This is a genomic window from Chromobacterium sphagni (assembly GCF_001855575.1).
GTDB lineage: Bacteria > Pseudomonadota > Gammaproteobacteria > Burkholderiales > Chromobacteriaceae > Chromobacterium > Chromobacterium sphagni.
The window spans coordinates 2,895,256-2,920,187 of record NZ_MKCS01000001.1; the positions used below are offsets into that span (position 1 = coordinate 2,895,256).

The 24,932-nt window shown below is 64.9% G+C and carries 24 protein-coding genes and 2 tRNA genes; 11 read left to right on the forward strand and 15 right to left on the reverse strand.

The window, feature by feature from the left end; translation table 11 throughout:
- Positions 1 to 3 precede the first annotated feature (3 nt).
- From kdpC to kdpF, 4 genes are all read right to left on the reverse strand, one after another.
- Complete coding sequence (gene kdpC / locus BI347_RS13535; protein WP_239690882.1) at positions 4 to 582, reverse strand: potassium-transporting ATPase subunit KdpC; 579 nt, start codon at positions 580 to 582, stop codon at positions 4 to 6.
- 111 nt (positions 583 to 693) lie between these two features.
- Positions 694 to 2,820 (reverse strand): potassium-transporting ATPase subunit KdpB, encoded by a 2,127-nt coding sequence (kdpB, locus tag BI347_RS13540; RefSeq protein ID WP_420837168.1) that lies wholly within the window; start codon positions 2,818 to 2,820, stop codon positions 694 to 696.
- Positions 2,821 to 2,846: 26 nt separating this feature from the next.
- Positions 2,847 to 4,655 (reverse strand): potassium-transporting ATPase subunit KdpA, encoded by a 1,809-nt coding sequence (kdpA, locus tag BI347_RS13545; protein ID WP_071113245.1) that lies wholly within the window; start codon positions 4,653 to 4,655, stop codon positions 2,847 to 2,849.
- Between the two features lies 1 nt (position 4,656).
- On the reverse strand, positions 4,657 to 4,746 hold the full coding sequence (gene kdpF, locus BI347_RS13550) for a K(+)-transporting ATPase subunit F (protein WP_021476355.1): 90 nt from the start codon (positions 4,744 to 4,746) through the stop codon (positions 4,657 to 4,659).
- Positions 4,747 to 4,944: 198 nt separating this feature from the next.
- Here kdpF and BI347_RS23600 point away from each other — a divergent pair, with 198 nt between their 5' ends.
- Positions 4,945 to 5,451: a hypothetical protein gene (locus tag BI347_RS23600; RefSeq protein WP_139167218.1), complete on the forward strand. Its 507-nt coding sequence runs from the start codon at positions 4,945 to 4,947 to the stop codon at positions 5,449 to 5,451.
- Positions 5,452 to 5,453: 2 nt separating this feature from the next.
- Here BI347_RS23600 and BI347_RS23605 read toward each other — a convergent pair whose 3' ends face one another.
- Complete coding sequence (locus BI347_RS23605; protein WP_139167219.1) at positions 5,454 to 5,681, reverse strand: hypothetical protein; 228 nt, start codon at positions 5,679 to 5,681, stop codon at positions 5,454 to 5,456.
- A 14-nt stretch (positions 5,682 to 5,695) separates the two neighbouring features.
- Between BI347_RS23605 and BI347_RS13555 the strand changes: the two genes are divergently transcribed.
- Positions 5,696 to 6,463, forward strand: a complete 768-nt coding sequence (locus BI347_RS13555) for a sulfite exporter TauE/SafE family protein (RefSeq protein WP_071113244.1) — start codon at positions 5,696 to 5,698, stop codon at positions 6,461 to 6,463.
- Position 6,464: 1 nt separating this feature from the next.
- Here the strand turns inward: BI347_RS13555 and BI347_RS13560 are convergent, their stop codons facing one another.
- The 6 genes from BI347_RS13560 to recA all read right to left on the reverse strand — a co-directional run bounded on the left by BI347_RS13560 (position 6,465) and on the right by recA (position 12,703).
- The gene (locus BI347_RS13560) at positions 6,465 to 7,217 is read right to left on the reverse strand and encodes a substrate-binding periplasmic protein (protein WP_071113243.1); all 753 of its coding nucleotides are present in this window, start codon (positions 7,215 to 7,217) and stop codon (positions 6,465 to 6,467) included.
- A gap of 204 nt (positions 7,218 to 7,421) precedes the next feature.
- Complete coding sequence (locus BI347_RS13565) at positions 7,422 to 7,913, reverse strand: GNAT family N-acetyltransferase (protein ID WP_071113242.1); 492 nt, start codon at positions 7,911 to 7,913, stop codon at positions 7,422 to 7,424.
- A 116-nt stretch (positions 7,914 to 8,029) separates the two neighbouring features.
- Positions 8,030 to 10,663 carry an alanine--tRNA ligase gene (gene alaS, locus BI347_RS13570; protein ID WP_071116086.1) on the reverse strand — a complete coding sequence of 878 codons (2,634 nt, stop codon included), beginning with the start codon at positions 10,661 to 10,663 and terminating at the stop codon, positions 8,030 to 8,032.
- 64 nt (positions 10,664 to 10,727) lie between these two features.
- The gene (locus tag BI347_RS13575) at positions 10,728 to 11,186 is read right to left on the reverse strand and encodes an SRPBCC domain-containing protein (RefSeq protein ID WP_071116087.1); all 459 of its coding nucleotides are present in this window, start codon (positions 11,184 to 11,186) and stop codon (positions 10,728 to 10,730) included.
- Positions 11,187 to 11,189: 3 nt separating this feature from the next.
- Complete coding sequence (gene recX, locus BI347_RS13580) at positions 11,190 to 11,648, reverse strand: recombination regulator RecX (protein ID WP_071113239.1); 459 nt, start codon at positions 11,646 to 11,648, stop codon at positions 11,190 to 11,192.
- On the reverse strand, positions 11,648 to 12,703 hold the full coding sequence (gene recA, locus BI347_RS13585; RefSeq protein ID WP_071113238.1) for a recombinase RecA: 1,056 nt from the start codon (positions 12,701 to 12,703) through the stop codon (positions 11,648 to 11,650). The genes recX and recA overlap by 1 nt, the downstream gene beginning before the upstream one ends.
- Before the next feature lie 161 nt (positions 12,704 to 12,864).
- Here recA and hrcA point away from each other — a divergent pair, with 161 nt between their 5' ends.
- The 6 genes from hrcA to BI347_RS13615 all read left to right on the forward strand — a co-directional run bounded on the left by hrcA (position 12,865) and on the right by BI347_RS13615 (position 18,989).
- Positions 12,865 to 13,884 (forward strand): heat-inducible transcriptional repressor HrcA, encoded by a 1,020-nt coding sequence (hrcA, locus tag BI347_RS13590; protein ID WP_239690883.1) that lies wholly within the window; start codon positions 12,865 to 12,867, stop codon positions 13,882 to 13,884.
- A 50-nt stretch (positions 13,885 to 13,934) separates the two neighbouring features.
- A complete protein-coding gene (gene mltB, locus BI347_RS13595) occupies positions 13,935 to 14,978 on the forward strand; it encodes a lytic murein transglycosylase B (RefSeq protein WP_083338868.1) in 1,044 nt (347 codons plus the stop codon).
- 85 nt (positions 14,979 to 15,063) lie between these two features.
- A complete protein-coding gene (gene dnaX, locus BI347_RS13600; protein WP_071116089.1) occupies positions 15,064 to 17,022 on the forward strand; it encodes a DNA polymerase III subunit gamma/tau in 1,959 nt (652 codons plus the stop codon).
- Positions 17,023 to 17,028: 6 nt separating this feature from the next.
- A complete protein-coding gene (locus tag BI347_RS13605) occupies positions 17,029 to 17,355 on the forward strand; it encodes a YbaB/EbfC family nucleoid-associated protein (RefSeq protein WP_071113235.1) in 327 nt (108 codons plus the stop codon).
- Positions 17,356 to 17,498: 143 nt separating this feature from the next.
- On the forward strand, positions 17,499 to 18,095 hold the full coding sequence (gene recR / locus BI347_RS13610; protein WP_071113234.1) for a recombination mediator RecR: 597 nt from the start codon (positions 17,499 to 17,501) through the stop codon (positions 18,093 to 18,095).
- A 183-nt stretch (positions 18,096 to 18,278) separates the two neighbouring features.
- Positions 18,279 to 18,989, forward strand: a complete 711-nt coding sequence (locus BI347_RS13615; protein ID WP_239690884.1) for a class I SAM-dependent methyltransferase — start codon at positions 18,279 to 18,281, stop codon at positions 18,987 to 18,989.
- 46 nt (positions 18,990 to 19,035) lie between these two features.
- Here BI347_RS13615 and lolA read toward each other — a convergent pair whose 3' ends face one another.
- The 3 genes from lolA to BI347_RS13630 all read right to left on the reverse strand — a co-directional run bounded on the left by lolA (position 19,036) and on the right by BI347_RS13630 (position 22,622).
- Positions 19,036 to 19,653 (reverse strand): outer membrane lipoprotein periplasmic chaperone LolA, encoded by a 618-nt coding sequence (gene lolA / locus BI347_RS13620; protein WP_071113232.1) that lies wholly within the window; start codon positions 19,651 to 19,653, stop codon positions 19,036 to 19,038.
- A 109-nt stretch (positions 19,654 to 19,762) separates the two neighbouring features.
- Positions 19,763 to 20,878: a hypothetical protein gene (locus BI347_RS13625; protein ID WP_071113231.1), complete on the reverse strand. Its 1,116-nt coding sequence runs from the start codon at positions 20,876 to 20,878 to the stop codon at positions 19,763 to 19,765.
- A 151-nt stretch (positions 20,879 to 21,029) separates the two neighbouring features.
- Positions 21,030 to 22,622: an NAD+ synthase gene (locus BI347_RS13630; RefSeq protein ID WP_071113230.1), complete on the reverse strand. Its 1,593-nt coding sequence runs from the start codon at positions 22,620 to 22,622 to the stop codon at positions 21,030 to 21,032.
- Between the two features lie 73 nt (positions 22,623 to 22,695).
- On the opposite strand from BI347_RS13630, the gene BI347_RS13635 reads away from it, so the two are divergent.
- The 3 genes from BI347_RS13635 (at position 22,696) to BI347_RS13645 (ending at position 24,120) form a co-directional block, all read left to right on the forward strand.
- A complete protein-coding gene (locus BI347_RS13635) occupies positions 22,696 to 23,823 on the forward strand; it encodes a GNAT family N-acetyltransferase (RefSeq protein ID WP_239690885.1) in 1,128 nt (375 codons plus the stop codon).
- Between the two features lie 60 nt (positions 23,824 to 23,883).
- Positions 23,884 to 23,974, forward strand: a tRNA-Ser gene (locus tag BI347_RS13640).
- Between the two features lie 55 nt (positions 23,975 to 24,029).
- A tRNA-Ser gene (locus BI347_RS13645) sits at positions 24,030 to 24,120 on the forward strand.
- A gap of 151 nt (positions 24,121 to 24,271) precedes the next feature.
- On the opposite strand, the gene BI347_RS13650 is transcribed toward BI347_RS13645, so the two are convergent.
- The gene (locus BI347_RS13650; protein ID WP_071113229.1) at positions 24,272 to 24,832 is read right to left on the reverse strand and encodes a histidine phosphatase family protein; all 561 of its coding nucleotides are present in this window, start codon (positions 24,830 to 24,832) and stop codon (positions 24,272 to 24,274) included.
- Positions 24,833 to 24,932 lie beyond the last annotated feature (100 nt).

Sequence of the window (24,932 nt, forward strand, 5' to 3'; positions counted from 1 at the left end):
GTTTTAGGCTTTCTTGGTCAGTTCGTCCAGCGCCAGATTCAGCTCCAGCACATTGATGCGCGGTTCGCCGAGCAGGCCGAAGGTTTCGCCGATGACATGGTCTTCAACCAGCTTGCGCACGGTGCTTGCCGGCAGTTTACGCGCGGCGGCGATGCGGTCAACCTGATAGTAAGCGGAGGCCACCGAGATTTCCGGGTCCAGGCCGCTGGCCGAGGCGGTCACCAGGTCCACCGGCACCGGGCCGGTCTGGGTCGGGTGCGCCTTGCGGATGTTGTCGACATTGCCTTTCACCGCGTCCAGCTGGGCCTTGTTGGTGGGGCCGAGGTTGGAGCCGGACGAGTTGCCGGCGTTGTACGGCATCGGGCTGGTGGCCGACGGGCGGCCCCAGAAGTATTTGTCGCTGGAGAAGTTCTGGCCGATCAGGCGCGAACCCACCACCTTGCCGTCTTTTTCGATCAGGCTGCCGTTGGCCTGGGACGGGAATGCCGCCTGGGCGATGCCGGTGGTGAGCAGCGGGTAGGCCAGGCCGGTAATCAGCGACAGGCCGCCAAAGATCACCAGCAGGGGACGTATGAGTTTCACGATAATCCTTTCAATTCTTGCGGGCGGGTAGCCCGGATACGCACAGCGCATCCATGCATAAAGTCGGATGCCATCCCGGATGCGCCTGGCGGCGTATCCGGGCTACCAGTGTCACACCAGGCCCATCGCGCCCAGCGCCATGTCGATCAGCTTGATGCCGGCGAACGGCACCAGGAGGCCGCCCAGGCCATAGACCAGCAGGTTGCTGCGCAGCAGTTCGGCCGCGCTCTTGGCGTGGTACTTCACGCCCTTCAGCGCCAGCGGAATCAGGAACACGATGATCACGGCGTTGAAGATCACCGCGGACATGATGGCCGAGGACGGGCTGTTCAGGCCCATTACGTTCAGCGCGTTCAGCTGCGGATAGGTGCTGGCGAACGCTGCCGGGATGATGGCGAAGTACTTGGCCACATCGTTGGCGATGGAGAAGGTGGTCAGCGACCCGCGGGTCATCAGCATCTGCTTGCCGATTTCCACGATCTCGATCAGCTTGGTCGGGTTGGAATCCAGGTCCACCATATTGCCGGCTTCCTTGGCCGCCTGGGTGCCGGTGTTCATCGCAACGGCTACGTCGGCTTGGGCCAGCGCCGGGGCGTCGTTGGTGCCGTCGCCGGTCATCGCCACCAGCTTGCCTTCGGCCTGATGGCTGCGGATCAGCTTGAGCTTGGCTTCCGGGGTGGCTTCGGCCAGGAAGTCGTCGACGCCGGCTTCGGCCGCGATGGCGGCGGCGGTCAGCGGGTTGTCGCCGGTGATCATCACCGTCTTGATGCCCATCTGGCGCAGCTCGGCGAAACGCTCCTTGATGCCGCCCTTGACGATGTCTTTCAGCTCGATCACGCCCAGCGCGCGGTTGCCTTCGGCCACCAAGAGCGGGGTGGAGCCGCGGCGGGCCACTTCGTCGGCGCTCTTGGAGAGCGCGTCCGGGAACTGGCCCCCTTGCTCGGCGATGTGGCGGCGGATGGCGTCGATGGCGCCCTTGCGGATCTGGCGGCCGTCGTAGTCGATGCCGCTCATCCGGGTTTGCGCGCTGAAGGCGATAAAGCTGGCTTCATGGCTGGCCAGTTGGCGCTCGCGCAGGTTGAACTTCTGCTTGGCCAGCACCACGATGCTGCGGCCTTCCGGCGTTTCGTCGGCCAGCGACGCCAGCTGGGCGGCGTCGGCCAGGTCCTTCTCGCTCACGCCCGGAGCCGGGATGAAGGTGGATGCCTGGCGGTTGCCCAGCGTGATGGTGCCGGTCTTGTCTAGGAGCAGCACGTCCACGTCGCCGGCGGCTTCCACCGCGCGGCCGGAGGTGGCGATCACGTTGGCGCCCATCATCCGGCTCATGCCGGCCACGCCGATGGCGGACAACAGGCCGCCGATGGTGGTCGGTATCAGGCAGACCAGCAGCGCCACCAGGGTGGTGATGCTGATCGGCGAGCCGGCCTTGGCCGCGTCCACACTGAACAGCGAGAAGGGAAGCAGGGTGACGGTGACGATCAGGAACACGATGGTCAGCGCCACCAGCAGAATGGTCAGCGCGATCTCGTTCGGCGTTTTCTGGCGCTTGGCGCCTTCCACCATCGCGATCATGCGGTCGAGGAAGGTTTCGCCCGGATTGGCGGTGATCTTCACCACGATCCAGTCAGACAGCACGCGGGTGCCGCCGGTGACCGAGGAGAAGTCGCCGCCGGACTCGCGGATCACCGGCGCGGATTCGCCGGTGATCGCCGATTCGTCCACCGAGGCCACGCCTTCGACCACTTCGCCGTCCACTGGGATCACGTCGCCGGCTTCCACCAGCACGTAGTCGCTCTTTTTCAGGCTGGCGCCGTCGACGACGGTCTTGGCTGCGTCATAACGCGGGCCGGCCAGCTTCTTGGCCACCACGTTCTTCTTGGCGGAGCGCAGGCTGGCGGCCTGGGCCTTGCTGCGGCCTTCCGCCAGCGCTTCGGCGAAGTTGGCGAACAGCACGGTGAACCACAACCACAGCGCCACGCCCAGGATGAAGCCGGAGGAGGCTTCGCCCTTGCCGGCCAGCGACTGCAGCCACAGCGCGGTGGTGAGGATGCTGCCCACGTAAACCACGAACATCACCGGGTTGCGCCATTGGGTGCGCGGCGACAACTTCTTGAAGGAGTCGACGATGGCCGGTTTGACCAGCGCCGGGTCGAACATCGACGTGTTGCCGTTCTTGTGGCCTGCGGCGGCCGGGGTATGGTCCGGCGCCAGTGTCTTGGAATGATTCTTGTCGTTCATGTCAGTTTCCTTGCCTGCGGACGGGCTTAGCGGCCTGCAATCATCTGCAGGTGTTCAACCACCGGACCCAGGGCCAGAGCCGGAACATAGTTCAGGGCGCCGACCAGCAGCACGGTGCCAACCAGCAGCACCACGAACAGCGGGCCGTGGGTCGGCAGTGTGCCGCTGGTGACGGCCAGGCGCTTCTTCGCTGCCAAGGATCCGGCAATCGCCAGGATGGGCACGATCATGAAGAAGCGGCCGAAGAACATCGCGATAGCGGTGCTAACGTTGTAGAACACGGTGTTGGCGGACAGGCCTGCGAAGGCGCTGCCGTTGTTGTTGGCGGCCGAGGTGAAGGCGTACAGGATTTCGCTGAAGCCGTGCGCGCCGGGGTTGGCGATGCCGGCCTTGCCCGCCGCCGCGCTCACGGCGATGGCAGTCAGCGCCAGCACCAGGGTCGGGGTCACCAGAATGGTGATCGCGGTCATCTTCATCTCGTAGGTTTCGATCTTCTTGCCCAGGTATTCCGGGGTGCGGCCCACCATCAGGCCGGCGATGAACACCGCCAGAATCGCGAAGATCAGCATGCCGTACAGGCCGGAACCTACGCCGCCGAACACCACTTCGCCCAGCTGCATCAGGAACATCGGCACCAGTCCGCCGATCGGCGTCAAGGAATCGTGCATGGCGTTGACCGCGCCGCAGGAGGCGGAAGTGGTCACGGCGATGAACAGCGAGGTGTCGATGATGCCGAAGCGCGCTTCCTTGCCTTCCATATTGCCGCCGGATTGCAGGCTGCTGGCTTGCTGGTCGATGTGCAGCGCACGGTACTGTGGCACGCCGGCTTGCTCGGCGCTGGTTTCCACCACCACGGCGGTGGCGAACATGATGGTCATCGCGGCGATGATGGCCCAGCCCTGGCGGCGGTCGCCCACCATGCGGCCGAACAGGAAGCACAAGGCGGCCGGGATCAGGAAGATCGCGATGTCCTGCAGGAAGTTGGCCAGCGGGGTCGGGTTTTCAAACGGGTGGGCGGAGTTGGCGTTGAAGAAGCCGCCGCCGTTGGTGCCCAGCATCTTGATGGCTTCTTGCGAGGCGACAGGGCCCATCGGCAGGGTTTGCGTCTGGGTGGTCTTGTCTTCCATCGCAGGCTTGCCGTCCTTGCCGTTGACCGGGTTGCCCTTGGCGTCCACCTTGGGCTGCTGGTACTTGGTGACTTCGACGGTGTGCACGTCCTTGTAGGCGGCCAGGTTCTGGATCGCGCCCTGCTGGGTGAACACCAGCGCCAGCACCAGCGACAGCGGCAGCAGGATGTAGAGGGTCAGGCGGGTGACGTCGACCCAGAAGTTGCCGATCTTGCTGCTGCTGTGGCGGATGAAGCCGCGGATCAGCGCGATCACCACTGCGGCGCCGGTGGCGGCCGACAGGAAGTTCTGCACGGTCAGACCCAGCATCTGGGTCAGGTAGCTCATCGTGGTTTCGCCGCCGTAACCTTGCCAGTTGGTGTTGGTGATGAAGGAGACGGCGGTGTTGAACGAGGAGTCCGGCGATACCGCTGCCATCGCCTGCGGATTGAACGGCAGCATGCCTTGCAGGCGTTGCAGCGCGTAGACGGCCAGCGCGCCCAGCACGTTGAACAGGATCAGGGCCACGGTGTAGCCGCGCCAGCCCATTTCCTCATCCTGCTGGATGCCGGCCAGGCGGTAGAAGGCGCGCTCCAGCGGCGCGAATAAGCGCACCGCGCCCGGATTTTCCCCTTGCATGATGCGTGTCATGTACGCGCCAAGAGGCCAGGCCAATGCCAGCAGCACGGCCAGAAACAGCCCCAGTTGGAGCATGGCGGGTGTTGTCATGTCAGAAATTCTCCGGCTTAACCAATGCGTAGATCAGATAAACGAACAGCCCCAGCGCCAATAAGGCGCTGATCAGGTACCAGGCAGTCATGGTTTGCTCCCCAGTCGGTCGCAGGCTGCGATCAGCAGCAGGGTCAGGGCGGCGAAGCCGGCCAAGAGACCCATGTAAAGCAGATCCATAGTGAAAATCTCCATGCGTAATGTGCAATCTGGAAGGTACGCAAACGGGTGTCAAAAACCTGATAAAAGCGCGAGCATGGGTGTAAAGAAAGTATAAAAATACTGATAGATGCCATATTTTTGGGAAAATAATTTCTTTGTGAATGGAATATTTCAATTTTTTTTAGGCGTGGAGGCTGGGGGCGGCAGTATCGTGTCGCTTGCCGCATCGGCATCGCGGACGGATGGGCGGCGTTTAGGCAGTGTAAAGAAAAAAAACGGGAAGGGGAGGCCTTCTGCACTGGCGGAAAGGCGGGGCGGGGGCCGTGGCCCCCGTGTCGACTTAGAACAGGTCGTCGCAGCGATCGGCCAGGAAGCGGGCGTCGTCGCGGTCATGCGCGCGCTGCCTTACCTTCTGCTGGCGCGATCTTTCCTCATCGCTCAATTGCGGCTTGGCCACCGCGTAGAGGAAGCTTTCATGTTGGTCACGGGCTTGTTTTCTGCGAACGCTCAGTGGGATACGAGAAATCATCCTGCACCTTTCGATCTCGAAACGTGGGCTTCTCAGGGAGCCTGGCGGCTGGCGCGCGATCTGGTGTCGCTAGCTGTCAGGCGTGCCCTGACGGTATCAAATTGACGCTATTTGCCTGGTTTGTAAAGCACTTGCGTGATAAAGCCGCCGCGGATGTGGTGTTCCTTGTCGTTTTGTTCTGATTGAAAACATAGGCGTTTGTTGTTACCACGACGTGATGGCGTGATGAATTCTGCTTGTGAAGACAGATATAGGTTTTGTGAGAATAATGTTGTATCAAAACGATCTAAATTGTTATAAGCAAAGCGCGTAGCATCGGGTGGATCTTGCAGCATGAATGGGGATGCCTATGGATTTGGGATACACGGTTGCGGGCTTGGCGGTGGGTTTCATCGTCGGGCTGACCGGCGTGGGCGGCGGTTCGCTGATGACGCCCATCCTGCTGTGGTTCGGTATCTCGCCGGCCACGGCGGTGGGCACCGACTTGCTGTACGCGGCTGTGACCAAGGCTGGCGGCGTGGCGGTGCACCATAGGCAGAAACATATCGACTGGCGGATCACGCTGCACTTGTCGCTGGGCAGCGTGCCGGCGGCGATGCTGACGCTGGGCTTGCTGTCCTGGATGCACGTGCCGGCGCAGGTGATGGACGCGCTGTTCCGTTTCGTGCTGGGCGTGGCTTTGCTGCTGACCGCCGGCGCCATCCTGTGCAAACCCTGGCTGATCCGGCTGGGGCAAAAACATTTTGGCGGTCTTGGCGTAGGCGAGCGCTGGTGGCCGACGGCGCTGGTCGGCGTGATGCTGGGGGTGCTGGTGACGCTCAGCTCCATCGGCGCAGGCGCCCTGGGCACGCTGGCGCTGTTCCTGCTGTATCCGGCTTTGCCGACCTCCCGATTGATAGGCACGGAAATCGCCCATGCGGTGCCGTTGACGCTGGTCGCCGGGCTGGGTCACGCCAGCATGGGCCACCTGGACTGGCTGCTGCTGCTCAAGCTGCTCAGCGGCTCGCTGCCCGGCATCTGGCTGGGCAGCAAGCTGACCGGCAAGCTGTCGGACCACTGGTTGCGGCCGGCTTTGGCGGTGATGCTGGCGTTGGCGGGCGTCAAGCTGGTGTTGTGAGTCAGGGGTGGTTGTAACGCTTGAGCAATGAGGCGTAGCGGCCATCCTGCTTGATCTTGTCCAGCGCCGCCTGCAAGCGGGAGATGTATTCCGGATTGCTGTCTTTTTGCATCGCGAAATAGAACTGGGTGCTGTCGTCCAGCACCTGCACCGAATCCAGCCGTTCCGGATTCTGCCCCTGCTGTTTCGCCGCGTAGCGCTGGAACAGCGCCACGCCGGCGCTGTACTGCACGCGGTGGGCGTACAGCAGCCGGGCCGACTGCGCCTCGTCATTGGTCAGCACCAGGTTCTGGTTGTCGACGAAGCCCAGCTTTTCCATCATTTTCTGTCCGGGGGTGTCGCGTGCCACCGCCACTGCCGCGCGCCTGGCGTCGTCCATTGAGGTGTACGGTTGCGCGCGGGGGCCCCCCAGGCGGAACAGTTCTATCGGCAGCGGCAGTGCCGGGCCTATCCATTTGAACATTTCTTCCCGTTCCGGCGTGCGCACGGTCAGATAAAGCATGGTGTTGGGCGTCTGCTGCGCTTCGCGCAGCGCCCGGCTCCATGGCCGGATCTGGATGACGGCGCGCAAGCCGCTGTCGTGCAGCATCATCAACAGCAGCTCGTTGGAAAAGCCCTTGTGGGCGCCATCCTCGTCGTAGCTAAGCGGCGGCAGGGTTTCGGTCAGCGCGAGGATTTCGGCCGGCGGCGGTTCGGCAGGGGCGGGCAGCGGACTCAAGGCGCAGGCGAGAAGGGCGGCGAGGAGCAGGCGCATGATGCTCTCCGGGATCGGTTGCGTAATCACACTATAAGCATTGTCTGCCCGAGGGCAAAAAAAAGCCCCGGACGGACCGGGGACATCAAGCAAACAACAAAGGAGAAGCCATAAGAAGCCTGTTCATATTAGCGATTGGTGATTTATTGGGTCTTGATCTGAAGCAAGTTTGCCCGGATGGCGGCGAAATCCGCCCAGTGCGGTTCAGGCAGCCAGCTCGGACAGGGCTTTGCTCAGCGTGATGCGCTCGTCGTCCACTCCTTCGGGATAGGGTTGCTTCTCCGCCAGCTGGTAGCCCAAGCGCTGGTAGAACTGCAGATTGCCGGGCAGCCGACGCCGGGTGGACAGCTGGATCTGCTGAACGCCTTGCAGGCGCAGTTGCTGTTCGGCGTGGCGCAGCAGCGCCGAGCCCAGGCCATTGCCCTGGAAGTCCGGATGGGTGCACACGCGTTTGACTTCGGCGCTGCCGTCTTCGGGAGGCAGCACCAGCAGGCAGGCGATGAGCCGGCTCTCCCTGGCCGCGACAAAGATTTGGCTGCCGCTGGCCAGATGGCCGGTAAGGCTGGCGACGGTTTCGTCCAGCGCGGTGGGGCGGCTGGGCAGGCTGGAGGCCAGCGGGGTGAAGGCCTCTTGCAGCAGCAGGCGGACGGCGGGCAGATCGTCCCAATCGGCGAGGCGGAATTCGGTGGCGGTCATGGCGTGCTCCGGTATGGGCCTGCGGTTTATTGTGCTGATTGATTATTACCATATGAAAAACGGCCACATGAAATTCATGTGGCCGTTTTGACGGTAGGACGATGGATGATCCGAACTTACAGCTTGCCGCCCACCCAGGCTTCCACGCCCTTCAGCGCGGCAGCCAGGTTTTCCGGCTGGGTGCCGCCGGCCTGCGCCATGTCCGGACGACCGCCGCCCTTGCCGCCCACTTGCTGGGCGACGAAGTTGACCAGCTCGCCGGCCTTGACCTTGGAGGTGAGGTCGGCGGTGACGCCGGCCACCAGGGTTACCTTGCCGTCGGCCTTGGCTGCCAGCACGATGGCGGCGGAGCCCAGCTTGTCTTTCAGCTTGTCCAGCGTTTCGCGCAGCGCGCTGTTGTCGGCGCCTTCCAGCTCGGCGGCCAGCACCTTGACGCCGTTGACGACGGCGGCGTTGTCGGCCAGCGAGTCGCCTGCCGAGGCGGCCAGTTGGCCCTTCAGCTTGGCCAGTTCTTTCTCCAGCGCCTTGACGCTGTCCTGCAGCGAGCCGATCTTGGCGACGACTTCGTCGCTGGTCTGCGCTTTCAGCGCGCCGGCGGCCTCTTTCAGCAGCGCGTCCTGCGCCTGCACGTGGGCTACCGCGGCTTCGCCGGTGACGGCTTCGATGCGGCGCACGCCGGCGGCCACGCCGCTTTCGGCGACGATCTTGAACAGGCCGATGTCGCCGCTGCGCTTGACGTGGGTGCCGCCGCACAGTTCGGCGGAGAAGTCACCCATGCTCAGCACGCGCACCTCATCGCCGTACTTTTCGCCGAACAGCATCATCGCGCCGGATTTCTGCGCGTCTTCCATGCTCATCAATTCGGCCTTCACTTCCACGTTGTGGCAGATCACGCGGTTGACCACCCGTTCCAGCTCGGCGATCTGCGCCGCGCTGACGGCCTCGCCGTGGGCGAAGTCGAAGCGGGTGCGCTCCGGGTTGACCAGCGAGCCCTTCTGCACCACGTGGCCGCCCAGCACGTGGCGCAGCGCGGCGTGCAGCAGGTGGGTGGCGGAGTGGTTGCGCGCGCTGGCGGCGCGGGCGTGCAGGTCGATGGTGGCGGTGACGGCGTCGCCCACCTTCAGCGCGCCGCGCGCAAGCCGGCCCTTGTGGCCGAAGGCCGCGGACTGGATCTTCTGGGTGTCGACGACGTCGAACAGCGCGTCGATGCCGGCGGTGGCGGAGATTTCGCCGACATCGCCCACCTGGCCGCCGCCTTCGGCGTAGAAGGCGGTGTTGTCCAGCACCACGATGCCTTCTTCGCCGGCCTGCAGCGAATCAACCGCCTCCATACCCTTGAACAGCGCGAGAACCTTGGCTTCCACGCTGTTCTTGTCGTAGCCGTGGAAGGCGGTGTCGGCGCCGCTGTAGGCGATCTTGCCGGTCATCTTGAAGTTGGAGCCGGCGCGACCGCGCTCGCGCTGCGCTTCCATCGCGCGCTCGAAGCCTTCGAGGTCGGCGTGGATGTCGCGTTCGCGGCAGATGTCGGCGGTAAGGTCCACCGGGAAGCCGAAGGTGTCGTACAGCTTGAAGATGGTGTCGCCGTCCAGCGCCTTCTTGCCGCCTTCCAGCGCGGAGTCGACCAGGCCCATGCCGATTTCCAGCGTCTCGGCGAACTTGATTTCCTCGGCGCGCAGCGCGTCTTCGATGTGGGCCTGCTTCTCGCGCAGTTCCGGATAGGCGTCGCCCATCTCGGCCGCCAGGTCGGCCACGATCTTGTGGAAGAACAGGCCCTTCTGGCCCAGCTTGTAGCCATGGCGGATGGCGCGGCGGGCGATGCGGCGCAGCACGTAGCCGCGGCCCTCGTTGGAGGGCAGGATGCCGTCGGCGATCATGAAGGAGCAGGCGCGGATGTGGTCGGCGATCACTTTCAGCGACGGTACGTCCTGGCTGTACGCCACGCCGGTTTCGCGGGCGGCGGCGCGCACCAGACAGGCCAGCGCGTCGGTCTCGTAGTTGGACTTGACGTGCTGCAGCACGGTGGACAGGCGTTCCAGGCCCATGCCGGTGTCTACCGACGGCTTGGGCAGCGGATGCAGTACGCCGGCCTCGTCGCGGTTGAACTGCATGAAGACGTTGTTCCAGATCTCCATGAAGCGGTCGCCGTCCTCGTCCGGGCTGCCCGGAGGGCCGCCGGCGACCGAGGGGCCGTGGTCGTAGAAAATCTCGGTGCAGGGGCCGCAGGGGCCGGTGTCGCCCATGGTCCAGAAGTTGTCGGACGCGTAAGGCGCGCCCTTGTTGTCGCCGATGCGGACGATCTTGTCGGCCGGCACGCCGACTGTCTTGTGCCAGATGTCGTAGGCCTCGTCGTCGGAGGCGTACACCGTCACCATCAGCTTGTCCTTGGGCAGGTTCAGCCATTGCTCGCCGGTGAGGAATTCCCAGGCGAAGCTGATGGCGTCGCGCTTGAAGTAGTCGCCGAAGCTGAAGTTGCCCAGCATTTCGAAGAAGGTGTGGTGGCGCGCGGTGTAGCCGACGTTTTCCAGGTCGTTGTGCTTGCCGCCTGCGCGCAGGCATTTCTGGCTGGTGGTGGCGCGGCTGTAGTCGCGCTTTTCAAAGCCGAGGAAAGTGTCCTTGAACTGCACCATGCCTGCGACGGTGAACATCAGCGTCGGGTCGTTGCCGGGGACCAGGCTGCTGGAGGGAACGACCTGGTGGCCTTTGGCGGCGAAGAAGTCCAGGAACTTCTTGCGGATTTCGGAGGTTTTCATGATTGTCTGATCTATTTCAAAATTTTGCCCCGGACTGGCAGTCGGGGCGAATCCGTCGATTGTGTCAAGCCGTGGCGGCGCTGGCAAGGGTTTCGCAGCGCTGTTTCAATGCCCGGTTCATCAGCAGGAACCCCTGGCGGGCGCTTTCCAGGCCTTTTGCGCCGAACAGCGGCAGCAGCAGGCCGCTGAGGGCGCCGCGGTGATGCAGCCGGGCGCCGCCGCCGTTCAGCGCCTCCAGCCGGAAGTGGTGGGCGCCGTCGAGCAGGCCGGGCAGGAGCAGTGAGCCGCGCCAGGCCAGCGCCTGCGGCGGGCAAAGTTCGGTGACGATCGGGCGGAAGGTCGTCCGCCTGCCGCCGGGAGGATGGAGGGTGGCCACCAGCCGGGCGCCCAAGAGGTGGCGTCCATGCAGGCCGACGATGAACGGGTTCCACTCCGGATAGCGCGGCCAGTCGCTCAGCACCTGCCAGACCAGCTCCGGGCCTGCGGCGATGTCGATTTTGGTGGCGATGCCGCGCGCGCTCATGGCTCAGTCCTCGTGAAAGTCGTCATCTCCGCCGCCGGCCAATACCTGGCGGATCACCTCGCCGGGAAAGCCGCGCTGGGCCAGGAAACGGTACTGCTTGGCCTTTTCCGCCGCGTCGGCCGGCAGGCGGCCGAACTTCTTCTGCCACTGCGCGCGGGCGCTGGCCAGGTCGTCCTGGCCGGACAATGCCTCGCGTATGGTGTCGTCGGCTACGCCGCGCTGGCGCATTTCCTGCTGCAGCCGGCGACTGCCGAACTTGCCGCCGCGGCTGCTGGCGAACTGCTGGGCGAAGCGCTGATCGGACTGCCAGTCGCTGCCGGCCAGTTCGTCCAGCACCGCGTTGAGCTCATCCTCGCTGTCGGCAAAAGGCGCGAGCCGCCGAACCAGTTCCCGCCGGGAGTACTCCCGGCGGGCCAGCAGTTCGACGGCCCGCGCCTTCAGGCTTTTTTCGCTTGCCGCCATCAGGCGTCGAAGGCGTCGTCGGCCAGTTCTTCCTCGTCGTCCTTGCCTTCGCTGATTTCGATCTTGATGCCGACCGCGTCGCGGATCTTGCGTTCGATCTCCTCGGCGATGGCCGGATTGGCTTTCAGCCATTCGCGGGTGTTGTCCTTGCCCTGGCCGATCTTCTGGCCGTTGTACGCGTACCAGGCGCCGGACTTGTCGATGAAGCCGTGCTTGACGCCCAGCTCGATGATTTCGCCGGCGCGCGAGATGCCCTCGCCGTAGAGGATTTCGAAATCGGCCTGGCGGAACGGCGGCGAAACCTTGTTCTTCACCACTTTGACGCGGGTATCGTTGCCGACCACTTCCTCGCCCTTCTTGATGCCGCCGGTGCGGCGGATGTCCAGGCGCACCGAGGCGTAGAACTTCAGCGCGTTGCCGCCGGTGGTGGTTTCCGGGTTGCCGAACATCACGCCGATCTTCATGCGGATCTGGTTGATGAAGATCACCAGGGTGTTGGTGCGCTTGATGTTGCCGGTCAGCTTGCGCAGCGCCTGGCTCATCAGGCGGGCCTGCAGGCCGACGTGGCTGTCGCCCATCTCGCCTTCGATTTCCGCCTTGGGCACCAGCGCGGCGACGGAGTCCACCACGATGATGTCGACACCGCTGGAGCGCACCAGCATGTCGCAGATTTCCAGCGCCTGCTCGCCGGTGTCCGGCTGCGAGATCAGCAAGTCTTCCACGTTGACGCCCAGCTTCTGCGCGTATTGCGGGTCCAGCGCGTTTTCCGCGTCGATGTAGGCGCAGGTGCCGCCCAGCTTCTGCGCCTCGGCCACCACCTGCAGACACAGGGTGGTTTTGCCGGACGATTCCGGGCCGTAGATTTCGACCACGCGGCCGCGCGGCAGGCCGCCGACGCCCAGCGCCAGGTCCAGCGTCAGCGAGCCGGTGGAGATCACTTGCAGGTTTTCGGTGATCTGGTTGTCGCTCATGCGCATGATCGAACCCTTGCCGAACTGCTTTTCAATCTGGGCGAGGGCGGCGGCGAGCGCCTTGCTCTTGTCTTCGGAAGCCATGCTGTCTCCAAATGGGGTAGGTCGGACCAATAATGGGGCGATTATCGCAGAAAACCAGAGCCCTAACAGCAGCTTGCCGGGGAACAAAAGCGCCTACCCGGCGCAAAGTCTTGCTGCTGGCCCTTTTGGCGCGGTTCAGGATGTGTACAATGGGGAACATGATGAACGAACGCGCCCAACGCTTGCTCAAGGTCCTGATCGAACGCTATATCGCCGACGGTCAGCCGGTAGCATCCAAAGCCCTGTCGCTGCTGCCGGGGGTGGAGCTGTCCTCCGCGTCCATCCGCAATGTGCTGGCCGAGCTGGAAAACATGGGGCTGATCGCTTCGCCGCACACCTCGGCCGGGCGAGTGCCCACCGCGCGCGGCTACCGGCTGTTCGTCGACCGTCTGCTGACGATACGGCCGCTGGACGCGCTGGCGCGCCACGAGTTGGAAGCCAGCCTGCAGCCGGACAGTCCGCAGCGCATCGTGCAGGCGGCGTCGTCGCTGCTGTCGGAGCTGACCAGCTTCGCCGGCGTGGTGATGACGCCGCAGCGCAGCGACGTCGCTTTCCGCCAGATCGAATTCCTGCGCCTGTCCGAGCGCCGCATCCTGATGATACTGGTGACGCTGGACGGCGACGTGCAGAACCACCTGCTGCTGACCGAGCGCGACTACACCCCGTCGGAGCTGGTGGAGGCGGGCAACTTCATCAACCAGCATTACAGCGGCCAAGCGCTGGACGCGGTCACCAGCCGGGTGGAGGGCGAGCTGCGCGAGCTGCAGGGCGACATTGCCGAACTGATGGCGGCAGCGGTGCGGCTGGGGCAGCAGACGCTGGCCAATAGCGGCGAGGACGTGGTGGTCAGCGGCGGCTCGCGCCTGCTGCAGGTGAACGACCTGTCCGACGACCTGTCGCGGCTGCGCGAGCTGTTCGGCGTGTTCGAGCGCAAGACTGAGCTGTTGAAACTGTTGTCGCAAAGCCGCGCGGCGCAGGGGGTGAACATTTTCATCGGCGAGGAGTCTGGACTGGTGACGCTGGACGAATGCTCGGTGGTGACCGCGCCCTATCGCGTCAACGGCCAGGTGGTCGGCACCCTGGGCGTGGTCGGCCCCACCCGCATGGCTTACGAAAGGGTGATACCCATCGTCGACATTACCGCGCGGCTGGTGGGCAGCGCCTTGTCGTTCCGCGATTGAGTCCGCGCCTTCGCCATCCACAGACATAATCAATAACGGACGAACACAATATGAATCCGATGCAGAAACTGGCCGGCACGGCCGCCGTGATAGCCGCCGCGCTGGCCGCCGCGCCGGCCTGGGCCGACGCCGCCTTCCTGGCCCGCCCCGACGTGCAGCGCTATATCGACGAACAAGTCGCCGGCGGCCAGTTCAACCGGCCCGAGCTGGAGGCGGTGTTCGCCAATGTCGAGCCCAAGCCCAACATCATCCGGATCCTGGACAAGCCGTCCACTTCGCGGCCGTGGTACCAGTTTCGCGCCTCCACCGTCAACGACAGGTTGATCGTCGACGGCGCGGCGTTCTGGCAGGCCAACGCCGATACGCTGGCGCGCGCCGAGCGGCAGTACCAGGTGGCGCCGGAAGTGATCGTCGCCATCCTGGGCGTGGAGTCGCATTACGGCCGCAATACCGGCACTTTCCGCCTGGCCGACTCGCTGTCCACCATCGGTTTCGACTACCCCCGCCGCGCCGATTTCTTCCGCAAGGAGCTGACCCAGTTCCTGCTGCTGGCCAAGGAGGAGGGCAAGGACCCGCTGACGCTGAAGGGTTCTTACGCCGGCGCGATGGGCTGGCCGCAGTTCATGCCGTCCAGCTACCGCAAGTGGGCGGTGGATTTCGACGGCAACGGCCACCGCGACATCTGGAACAACCCGCACGACGCTATCGGCAGCGTCGCCAACTACTTCCAGCTGCACGGCTGGCGCCATGGCGACGACGTGGTGGTGCCGGCCAGCGTGGTGCCGGGGCCGCAGGTGGACAAGCTGCTGGCCGACAAATTCAACCTGCACTACACGGTGGGCGACTTGCGCAGGATGGGCATCGCGCCGCAGGCGCCGCTGGCTGACGACGTGCCGGCGGTGCTGTTTTCGCTGGAAACCGCGCCCGGCGTCACCGAGTACTGGCTGGGCCTGAACAACTTCTACGCCATCACCCGCTACAACCGCAGCGCGCTGTACGCCAAGGCGGTGCAGGAAATCGCCGACCAGGTGCGCCAGCGTTATTACGCCGCGCTGGCGCAGAAGTCGTCCGAGCCGGCGTCATCCGCGCAGTAAGGCCGTTTCCTCCCGGCGCGGCCCAGGCGGCCGCGCCGGTAAAATCAGTCGCCTTGCGCGGCAATTGCCATTAAAATCCGCCCCCATGAGCTATCAAGTCCTTGCCAGAAAATGGCGTCCCAAGCGCTTTGCCGACCTGGTCGGCCAGGAGCACGTGGTGCGCGCCCTCAGCAACGCCCTCAAGGAGGCGCGGCTGCATCACGCCTACCTGCTGACCGGCACCCGGGGCGTAGGCAAGACCACCATCGCCCGCATCCTGGCGAAAAGCCTGAACTGCGAAACTGGCACCACCGCCGACCCGTGCGGCGAGTGTTCCGCCTGCCGCCAGATCGACAGCGGCCGTTTCGTCGACCTGCTGGAAATCGACGCCGCGTCCAACACCGGCATCGACAATATCCGTGAAGTGCTGGAAAACGCCCAGTACGCGCCGACCATGGGCCGCTTCAAGGTCTACATCATCGACGAAGTGCACATGCTGTCGAAAAGCGCCTTCAATGCGATGCTGAAGACGCTGGAAGAGCCGCCGGCGCACGTCAAGTTCATCCTCGCCACCACCGACCCGCAGAAGGTGCCGGTGACGGTATTGAGCCGCTGCCTGCAATTTTCGCTGCGCAATATGACGCCGCAGCAGGTGTCCAGCCATCTGGCGCACATGCTGGAAGTGGAACAGATCGCCTACGAGCCGGCCGCGCTGGCGCTGCTGGGCCGCGCCGCGGCGGGTTCGATGCGCGACGCGCAGTCGCTGCTGGACCAGGCCATCGCCTATGGGCTGGGCGAGGTGAAGGAAGACGGCGTGCGCGCGATGCTGGGCGCGGTGGACCGCCGCTACCTGTTTACCCTGCTGCAGGCGTTGTCGGTCGCCGACGGCGCGGCGCTGATGGCCGAGGCCGACAATCTGGCCGAGCGCGGCATCAGCTTCGATTCCGCGCTGACCGAGCTGGCGGTGCTGCTGCAGCAGCTGGCGCTGGCGCAGACGGTGCCGGCGGCGCTGGCCGCCGACGAGCCAGAGCGGGATACGCTGTTCGCGCTGGCCGACGCCATCGCGCCGCAGGACGTGCAGCTGTACTATCAGATCGCCATCCACGGCCGCAAGGACCTGGCGCTGGCGCCGGACGAGCACGCCGGCTTCAATATGACGCTGCTGCGGATGCTGGCCTTCCATCCAGTGAATGCGCCGGCTGAGGCCGCCGCGCCGCCTCGGCCAGCCGCCGCGCCACAGGCCAGGCCCGGCGCCGTGGCCAGCGCCGCGGCGCCGGTCGAGCGCGGCATGTCGCCGGCTGCGCGCGCCTTGCAGGCCGCCGGCCTGGCATCGCAAACCCAGGCGAAATCGGCCCCGCGCGCGGCGAGCGAAGAGAATGCCCCGGCGGCCGAGCCGGAACCCGAGCCCGCGCCCAGGCCGCAGCCGCCCGCGGCGCAGCTTAGGCCCGCGCTGGCTCCGACCCCGGCTCCCGAGCCTGCGGCCGAAGCCGTCGCGCCGCGGCAATCCGCCGTTGTGGCGGTGCCGCAAGCGGTGCCCGCGGTCGAGGCCGATGCCGAAGAGGACGACGAGCGCGACGAGGACGAAATCGACGACATGCCGTGGCAGGCCGACGACGGCGAAGCCATCCCGGACTACGCGCAGGCGCCGCCGCTGGACGACGAGCCGGTCAACTACCAGTTCGACGGCGACTGGCAGGCGCTGGTGGTGGATCTGGGCGGCAAGCTGGGCGCGGCGCGGATGTTGGCGCACAATGCGGTATTGAAGGGCTGGAGCCAGCAGCGGCTGGAGTTGGCGGTGCCGGAAAGCTTCCGCCACATGAGCGGGCGCGACTACCAGGACAAGCTGAAGGCTGCGCTGTGCGAACGCTTCGGCCACGCGGTGGAGTTGACGGTGACGGTGGAGGAACTGGGGATGGAAACCCCGGCCATGGTCGACGCCCGCCAGCGCCAGGAGCAACTGGCCATCGCTCGAGAATGCATGAAAAACGATCCGGTGGTGCAGCAGATGGTGCGCGAAATGGGCGCCACGCTGATCATCGAGACCATTCAACCCGTACAGGAGTGAACCGCAATGTTCGGTAAAGCTGGAATCGCCGGCCTGATGAAACAGGCCCAGCAAATGCAGGATAATATGAAGAAGGCCCAGGAAGAGCTGGCGCTGGTGGAAGTGGAAGGCCAGTCCGGCGCCGGCATGGTGAAGGTCGTGATGACCTGCGCCCACGGCGTCAAGCGCGTGGCCATCGACGACAGCGTGCTGGACGACAAGGAAATGCTGGAAGACCTGATCGCCGCCGCCTTCAACGACGCCGTGCGCAAGGTGGAAAGCACCACCCAGGAGCGGATGTCCGGCTTCACCAATGGCCTGAACCTGCCGGCCGGCATGAAGCTGCCGTTCTGATTGCGCCAGCCGGCCCGGCGACGGGCCGGTTTGATGTCGGCCAGACGCCCCGTCCCGCGCGGGGCGTCGTGTCGTGAAGCTTTGTGCTTTTCCCTATCGGCGGCCTGTGGCCGCTAGTCTGATTAGGTTGCCTGCTTGTGTCGATGAAGAATCCACCCGCGCTGGAGCATTTGATCTCCGCGCTGAAAGTCCTGCCCGGCGTCGGTCCCAAAACCGCCCAGCGCATGGCCTTTCATTTGCTGCAGCGCGACAAGAAGGGCGCAGACAAGCTGGCGCGCGCGCTGGACAGGGCGCTGACCCAGCTTACCCATTGCCAGCGCTGCAATACCTTCAGCGAAACCGAGCTGTGCCATCTGTGCGCGGACGAAGCGCGCCGCCAGGACCAGCTGTGCATCGTGGAGATGCCGGCCGACCTGATGATGCTGGAGCAGGCCAAGTGTTTCGAGGGCCTGTATTTCGTGCTGATGGGGCGGATTTCGCCGCTGGACAACATCGGCCCGCGCGACCTGAACCTGGACAAGCTGATGGCGCGCGCGCTGGACGACCAGGTGAGCGAGGTGGTGATCGCCACCAATTTCACCGCCGAAGGCGAGGTCACCGCCCACATGCTGAGCGAGCTGTTCAAGGAGCGTGGCCTGGCCGTCACCCGCATCGCGCGCGGCATGCCGGTGGGCGGCGAGCTGGAGTACGTGGATCTGGGCACGCTGGCGCAGGCGGTGTACGAGCGGCGCGGCGTCTGATGGATGGCCCTGCGTTTGCCGGCATGGCCTCGAATGCCGTTTGAATGAAACGGCGGCGGCGCTTATAATCGCCGCTTCCCTATCTGTTTTCCTTCGGGAGAGCGCTGTCGAAATGAACCAGTAATGCCCGGATGCCGCCGGCGTCCCGATTTTCCGCCGCCATCCGGCGCGCGGGCAAGCGTATTGCTGTTTGTTTCATCCATCCGTTCGGCGCGCCGCCGGTTTTCCCGCCGGCTGACGCCCGGTCCGCTGCCCGCGGGCTGGCTGGACCAGGTGCTGGGCCTGGATATCCTGTGCCTGGCTTCCGGCGGCGGCCAACAAGCGCCGATCCTGGCGGCGGCGGGCGCGCGCGTGACCGTGCTGGACGCGTCCGCCGAGCAGCTGGCGCGCGACCGGATGGTGGCCGAGCGCGATGGCCTGAACCTGCGAGTCGAGCATGGCGATATGCGCGACCTGTCGCGCTTCGCCGACGCCGGCTTCGACTGCGTGTTCCACCCGATTTCCAATCTGTATGTGCCGTACGTGCGGCCGGTATGGCGCGAGTGCTTCCGCGTATTGCGGCCGGGCGGCCGCCTGCTCAGCAGCTTTTACAACCCGGTGGCGTTTGTGGCGGACCGCGATCCGCAGTACGCCGCCCTGGGCCTGATCCGGCCGCGCTTCGCGGTGCCGTATTCCGATCTGGCGGATCTTGAGCCGGAGGCGCTGCAGCGAAAACGGGAAGGGGGTGAGGCGCTGGTGTTCGGCCACAGCCCGACGCAACAGATAGGCGGCCAGACCGAGGCCGGCTTCGTGATCCGCGGTTTCCATGAAGACTGGCAGCCGCGGCCGCGTTTCGTCATCGACAGCTATGTGCCGACCTTTATCGCCACCTGGGCGCAAAAGCCGGAGTGGTGATGCAAAAAGCCCGGCGGATGGCCGGGCTTTTCATTGGGCGGGCGGCTCAGTCGCCGCTAACCACGTCCACGCCCTTGGGCGGGACGAAGGCGAAGCGGCCGGATGGCAGTACTACGTTCTGCTGCGGTTTGGCGAAGTTGATGCGGGTGTCATTGCCGAAGCTGTCGGTCAACTGCATCTCCACCAGCATATTGCCCTTGAAGCCCATGCGCACGCTGCTGAAGGTGTTGTCCTGCTTTTTCGGGCTGGCGGTCAGCCACTCCACATCGCCCTGCTTGCCGGCTTCATTGAGCTTGTAGCTGCGCTCGATCTCGTTGCTGCCGGCGAGCAGCGCCGCCGGGCTGGAGCCCAGCGCCGCGCCCTGGGCCTTGCGCGTCACCTGGGCCAGGTCCTGGTCGTAAATCCACAGCGTCTTGCCGTCGCCGACGATCAGCTGCGAGTAAGGCTGGTTGTATTCCCAGCGGAATTTGCCGGGACGGGCGATTTCCAGCCGACCGCTGGCTTCTTCGCGCTTGCCCTTGTTGGTGACCAGCTGGGTGAAGTCCGCGGTCAGCGTCTTGCTGCCGGCGACAAAGGCCTTCAGCTGGGCGACGGCGGAGGCGTGCGCCGGCGCGGCCAGGCAGGCCAGGGTGGCGGCGATCAGCGTCAGGGAATGCGGTTTCATCGGATAGGGTCCTTGCGGGCGGCCGCGCCGCCGTGAAAACAGGTATGACAGTCAGGCGGCCCGGCCAGTTCTGCCTCGCGGGAGAGCGGCCGGGCCAAAGTGTTGGCGACTATTGCGCGCTGGCCTTGGTTTTCTTCTTCCCGGACTTGGCGGCGGAGGGCGCAGGCTGCTGTGGTTGCGGCGCAGGGGCCGCGGCGTCGGCGATGGGCTGTTCACCGGCGTCGGCCTTGCCCGCCAGCCAGCCGGGCAATTCGAGCTTGTTGAAGTCGATGATGTCGTTTTCGGCTGGCTGGTAGACGAACTGCGGCTTGCCGTGGTGGCTGTAGCGCAAGTTGAAGTAAGCGTCGGCGCTGAATTCGGCGCTGGCCATGTGGATGGTCTGACGGATGGCCTCCATCTCGCCGCTGCGGCTGACATAGACGTCGCTGACGGTTTGGCCGTCGAGTTCGCCGGCGGGGCTGAGTTTGACCAGGTCGCGCACCAGCTTGAGCATGGATTCCGCGTCGAACTTGTCATTCGGCTGGGCGACTTGCTGGCGGGCGGCTTTGGCCAGGCCGTCCAGGATCAGCAGTGTCATCTTTTGCTCCTGTTCCTTGCTGAGGGTAAGGCGCAGCTTGTATTTGGCGCCGACTTCGTCGGCGTAGGCGTCCAGCGGCTCGAAGCTGAAGGCTTTCTTGTCCAACTGGCCGTAGGCCTGGTCGAGAATCTGCGGCATCGCCTGGTACATTTCCTTAAGCGGGATCCTGGCGGCGATGTCGGCCGGCAGCTTGGCGCGGACGAACTTTCCGGGGTTCCTGCGCAGGGCGGGCACGGCCAGGTCGATGGCGGACGGGTCCACCAGCAGCGACATGTCCTGGGCGCGGAACTGCATCGGCAGCTTGACGCTGGCCAGCAGGTTGCGGCGTTCGAAACGCAGTTCCGGAATCAGTTCCAGCTTGCCGGCCGGCGCGTCGATGGCGCCGCTGACATTCATTTTGATGGAGCTGCCGACCTGGTCGATGGCGTCGGCGAGTTCGGGCTGTCCCAGTTTGCCCCCGCTGTCGGCGAAGCGCAGTTGGCTGAAGCCGAACTGGCCGTCGAAATTGTAGCTGGCGTTCTGCCAGTTTAGCGCCATTACCTTGCGGGCGGCCTCGTCGGCCGGTTTGCCGGCTAGCGGGGTGGCGCAGCCGGTCAGCAGCGCGAGGGCGGAGAACGCCGCGGCGGCGGTCAGTTTCAAGCGAGTCATGGTTTTTTGCGTCCTGTGTGAATCCGGTGGCCCGCGCTCGATGTGGGGCGTCTGGGCAATCCGCCATTGTATCTGAAGCAGGAAGGGTTATGCCCTTGACCTGTTTTCTGTGCGATGGGCAGATGGGCGGCATGCCGCCGCCCGCCGGGGGTCAACTGAAGCGGTTGGTGATCGGGTAGCGCCAATCCTTGCCGAAGCCGCGCTGGGTGACGCGCGGGCCCACCGGCGCCTGGCGGCGCTTGTATTCGTTGATCTTTAACAGCCGCACCACCCGGTCGACGTCGGCCTTGGCGAAGCCGGCGGCGATGATGTCGGCGGCGGACTGGTTGCCTTCGACATAGCGCGCCATGATGGCGTCCAGCACTTCGTACGGCGGCAGGCTGTCCTGGTCCTTCTGGTCCGGGCGCAGCTCGGCCGACGGCGGGCGGGTGATGATGCGCTCCGGAATCACGTCGCTGACGGTATTGCGCCAGCGGCACAGCTCGAACACCAGGGTCTTGGCCACGTCCTTCAGCACCGCGAAGCCGCCGGCCATGTCGCCGTACAGCGTGCAGTAGCCGGTGGTCATCTCCGACTTGTTGCCGGTGGTGAGCACCAGCTTGCCGCTCTTGTTGGACAGCGCCATCAGCAGCGTGCCGCGGATGCGCGCCTGCAGGTTTTCCTCGGTGGTGTCCATTTCCAGCCCGGCGAACGACGGCGCGAGGCCCGCCATGAAGCTTTCGTACATCGGCCAGATTTCGATTTCGTCGTACTTCACGCCCAGGCGGGCGATCATGTCGCGGCTGTCGGTTACGGAGATGTCGGCGGTATAGCGCGACGGCATCATCACCGCGTGCACTTTGTCTGCGCCCAGCGCGTCCACCGCCACCGCCAGCGTCAGCGCGGAGTCTATGCCGCCGGACAGGCCCAGCAGCGTGCCGGGGAAGCCATTTTTGCCGATATAGTCGCGCACGCCGACCACCAGGGTGCGGTAGACGCTTTCCAGCGGTCCGGGCAGCGCGGTCTGCTTGCCCTGCTGCAAGTCGCCGTCGGCGAAGTCGACCAGCAATAGCTCGTCGTCGTAGGCCGCGGCCTGGGCGACCACCCGCCCCGATTTGTCGACGGCGAACGAGGCGCCGTCGAACACCAGCTCGTCCTGGCCGCCGGCGAGGTTGACGTAGGCGAAGGGCAGGCCGGTTTCCTCTACGCGATAGCGCAGCGCCTCGTGGCGGGCTTCTATCTTGTTGCGGTGGAAGGGCGAGGCATTGAGCGCCAACACCACTTCGGCGCCGGCGTCGGCGGTTTCCGCCGCCGGCTCTAGCGACCACACGTCCTCGCAGATCAGCACGCCGACCTTGACGCCGTTCTGCTCGAACACCAGCGGCGCGGCGCCGGGCGTGAAGTAGCGGCATTCGTCGAAGACTTCATTATTGGGCAACAGCATCTTGTGATACTGGCCCAGGCGGTGGCCGTCGCGCAGCACGGTGGCGGCGTTGAAGCGCTCGTTGCCCAGCTTGACCGGGTGGCCGATCACCAGCGTGATGCCGTCCAACTGCTCCAGCGTGTCGAGCCCCTTGGCGACTTCGCGGTAGAAGCTGTCGCGCAGCAGCAGGTCTTCCGGGCTGTAGCCGGTGAGCGCAAGCTCGGGCGTGACCAGCACATCGGCCCCCTGGACGATGGCGGCGTGGGCGAGGGACAGGATTTTTTCGGCATTGCCGGCGATGTCGCCGACAATGGGGTTGAACTGGGCGAGTGCGATACGCATCTTGAGAGGGCACCGATGTTTCTTGATCCCGCAATTTTACCTGAAGATGGACCGTTGCCTGAAAGGAAAAGCATTGCGCTTGCAACTGTATGACGGCGTGGCATCCGTGCCGCAGCCCGGCTGGCCGGCGGCGGCGGGCGGCGGCCTGTTCGTGGACCGCGCCTGGCTGGCCGCGCTGGAGGAGACCGGCTGCGTCGGCGGCGGCACCGGCTGGCAGCCGCTGCCCTTGGCGCTGGAGCGCGAGGGCCGGGCGGTGGCGGTGGCGCCGGCCTATCTCAAGCAGCACAACCGCGGCGAATACGTGTTCGACTGGTCCTGGGCCGAGGCCTATGCCCGAGCCGGCATCGACTACTACCCCAAGCTGGTGGTGGCTTCGCCGTTTTCGCCGGTGAGCGGCAGCCGCCTGCTGGGCGCGGCGGAGGACAAGGCTGCGCTGATCGCCGGGCTGCAACAGCTGGCGGACGACAACGGCTTGTCGTCGGTGCATGTGCTGTTCCCGATGGTGGACGAGGCTCGCCAGTTGGCGGATGCCGGCTGGCTGTTGCGTGAAGGCGTGCAGTTTCACTGGAACAACCATAATTACGCCGATTTCGACGCTTTTCTGGCCACGCTCAGCCGCGACAAGCGCAAGAAGATCCGCCAAGAGCGGCGCCGGGTGGCGGATGCGGAAGTGGCGGTGAAGGCGTTGGCCGGCGAGGAGATCAGCGACGCGGATTGGCAGCTGTTCTACCGTTGCTATCGCCAGACCTATCTGGAGCACCGCTCCGCGCCCTATCTCAACCTGGAATTCTTCCGGCTGATAGGGCGCCGTCTGGCCGGCCATTGCGTGATGTTCGTCGCCAGCCGCGGCGGGCAGCCCATTGCCGCCAGCCTGTGCATTGTCCAGAATGGCGTGTTGTACGGTCGCTACTGGGGCGCGCTGGAGGAGGTGGCCTGCCTGCATTTCGAACTGTGCTACTACCAGGGGCTGGAATATGCGATCCGGCGGGGTCTGCGGTGCTTCGAGGGCGGAGCGCAGGGTGAACACAAGCTGGCGCGCGGTTTCGAGCCGGTGGTCACGTATTCCGCCCACTATATTGCCGACGCCCGTTTCCGCGCCGCCATCGCCGCTTGGCTGGAACGCGAACGGCAGGGGGTGGAGGATTATGTGGACGAGCTTTTTTCGCATTCCGCTTATAAAACGCTTGCGCCGGATGTGTAGGACTTATATACTGCGCAGCCTCTGTCGGCGAAACGCCAAAGCGTAACAGCGGCAGGGTCTGGAGAGGTGGATGAGTGGTTTAAGTCGCACGCCTGGAAAGCGTGTTTAGGGTAATACCCTAACGGGGGTTCGAATCCCCCTCTCTCCGCCAGAATTCAAAAAAATCCGCCGATATGCGGGTTTTGTTTTTGTAGTGAACACCTCACGGAGAGGTGGATGAGTGGTTTAAGTCGCACGCCTGGAAAGCGTGTTTAGGGTAATACCCTAACGGGGGTTCGAATCCCCCCCTCTCCGCCAGTACGATCCGAAAAGCCCCGGTTATCCGGGGCTTTTCTGTTTTCGGCATTGCCTGGCGCCTTTCCTCTTCGCCGGACGTTATTCATCGCGGCGTATTTCCCGCTTTGGCATGGGTGCGGTTTTTTGCCGGCAATTGGCGGAAAACGTCATCTTATTGCCCGATGGGCTGAGCGCGGTCTCCCGCCAGCAGCATCTGCATCACCTGGCTGAAACGCCAGACATTGCTCCCCTCGTCCTGATCCAGCACCCAGACCACGTCGAAACGATCGTCATGCCATTGTTGCGGGCAGGCGGCGCTGTTGCCGACTATGGCGTTGACTATGCCGGGAATATCCTCGTGCTCCCAGGCGATGAGAGTCGGCCCGATGCGGTCGGCCACCGCCTTGGCCATATTGGCCGCGTCCTCCTTCGCATATTCCAGATTGATGTTCAGCTGCAGCAGTTGGGATAGCGGGAGCGCTGTATGCTGCGGGCGCAGGCTTTGGCTGTGCTTGGCGACCGCCGACGCGTAAATGGCGTTCGGCACCGCAAGGCCGGGCGCCGGCTGTCCATTCAGGGGGGCGAAAAAGCGGGCCAGCGCGCCGGCGCGCTGCCATCCCTGCACAATCAGGTCCTCGTCGCTCTGATTGCCGTCGGGATCCACTCCGGCGACGGCGGGCGTGGTGGTGGGTTTTTCCGCATGGCGGATGATCATGATCTTGCGTGAGCGCATGGCTATTCCTTTACGGGCGGCGGGCAGGGCCGGCTGGCGCGCAGGCGGTGTTCAGTCAGGCGCGTGCGGCCGGGGGGGGGGTTAAAGATGGCCGGCCCGA

Coding starts and splice junctions, on each gene's coding strand:
- mltB (WP_083338868.1), top strand. CDS start 13,935: ATGAATCCGATGCAGAAACTGGCCGGCACGGCCGCCGTGATAGCCGCC.
- BI347_RS13605 (WP_071113235.1), top strand. CDS start 17,029: ATGTTCGGTAAAGCTGGAATCGCCGGCCTGATGAAACAGGCCCAGCAA.
- lolA (WP_071113232.1), bottom strand. CDS start 19,653: ATGAAACCGCATTCCCTGACGCTGATCGCCGCCACCCTGGCCTGCCTG.
- BI347_RS23600 (WP_139167218.1), top strand. CDS start 4,945: ATGCCATATTTTTGGGAAAATAATTTCTTTGTGAATGGAATATTTCAA.
- BI347_RS13630 (WP_071113230.1), bottom strand. CDS start 22,622: ATGCGTATCGCACTCGCCCAGTTCAACCCCATTGTCGGCGACATCGCC.
- alaS (WP_071116086.1), bottom strand. CDS start 10,663: ATGAAAACCTCCGAAATCCGCAAGAAGTTCCTGGACTTCTTCGCCGCC.
- kdpF (WP_021476355.1), bottom strand. CDS start 4,746: ATGACTGCCTGGTACCTGATCAGCGCCTTATTGGCGCTGGGGCTGTTC.
- BI347_RS13625 (WP_071113231.1), bottom strand. CDS start 20,878: ATGACTCGCTTGAAACTGACCGCCGCCGCGGCGTTCTCCGCCCTCGCG.
- BI347_RS13565 (WP_071113242.1), bottom strand. CDS start 7,913: ATGACCGCCACCGAATTCCGCCTCGCCGATTGGGACGATCTGCCCGCC.
- hrcA (WP_239690883.1), top strand. CDS start 12,865: ATGAACGAACGCGCCCAACGCTTGCTCAAGGTCCTGATCGAACGCTAT.
- BI347_RS13555 (WP_071113244.1), top strand. CDS start 5,696: ATGGATTTGGGATACACGGTTGCGGGCTTGGCGGTGGGTTTCATCGTC.
- BI347_RS13560 (WP_071113243.1), bottom strand. CDS start 7,217: ATGCGCCTGCTCCTCGCCGCCCTTCTCGCCTGCGCCTTGAGTCCGCTG.
- recX (WP_071113239.1), bottom strand. CDS start 11,648: ATGGCGGCAAGCGAAAAAAGCCTGAAGGCGCGGGCCGTCGAACTGCTG.
- dnaX (WP_071116089.1), top strand. CDS start 15,064: ATGAGCTATCAAGTCCTTGCCAGAAAATGGCGTCCCAAGCGCTTTGCC.
- BI347_RS13575 (WP_071116087.1), bottom strand. CDS start 11,186: ATGAGCGCGCGCGGCATCGCCACCAAAATCGACATCGCCGCAGGCCCG.
- recR (WP_071113234.1), top strand. CDS start 17,499: ATGAAGAATCCACCCGCGCTGGAGCATTTGATCTCCGCGCTGAAAGTC.
- BI347_RS13650 (WP_071113229.1), bottom strand. CDS start 24,832: ATGCGCTCACGCAAGATCATGATCATCCGCCATGCGGAAAAACCCACC.
- recA (WP_071113238.1), bottom strand. CDS start 12,703: ATGGCTTCCGAAGACAAGAGCAAGGCGCTCGCCGCCGCCCTCGCCCAG.
- kdpA (WP_071113245.1), bottom strand. CDS start 4,655: ATGACAACACCCGCCATGCTCCAACTGGGGCTGTTTCTGGCCGTGCTG.
- kdpB (WP_420837168.1), bottom strand. CDS start 2,820: ATGAACGACAAGAATCATTCCAAGACACTGGCGCCGGACCATACCCCG.
- BI347_RS23605 (WP_139167219.1), bottom strand. CDS start 5,681: ATGCTGCAAGATCCACCCGATGCTACGCGCTTTGCTTATAACAATTTA.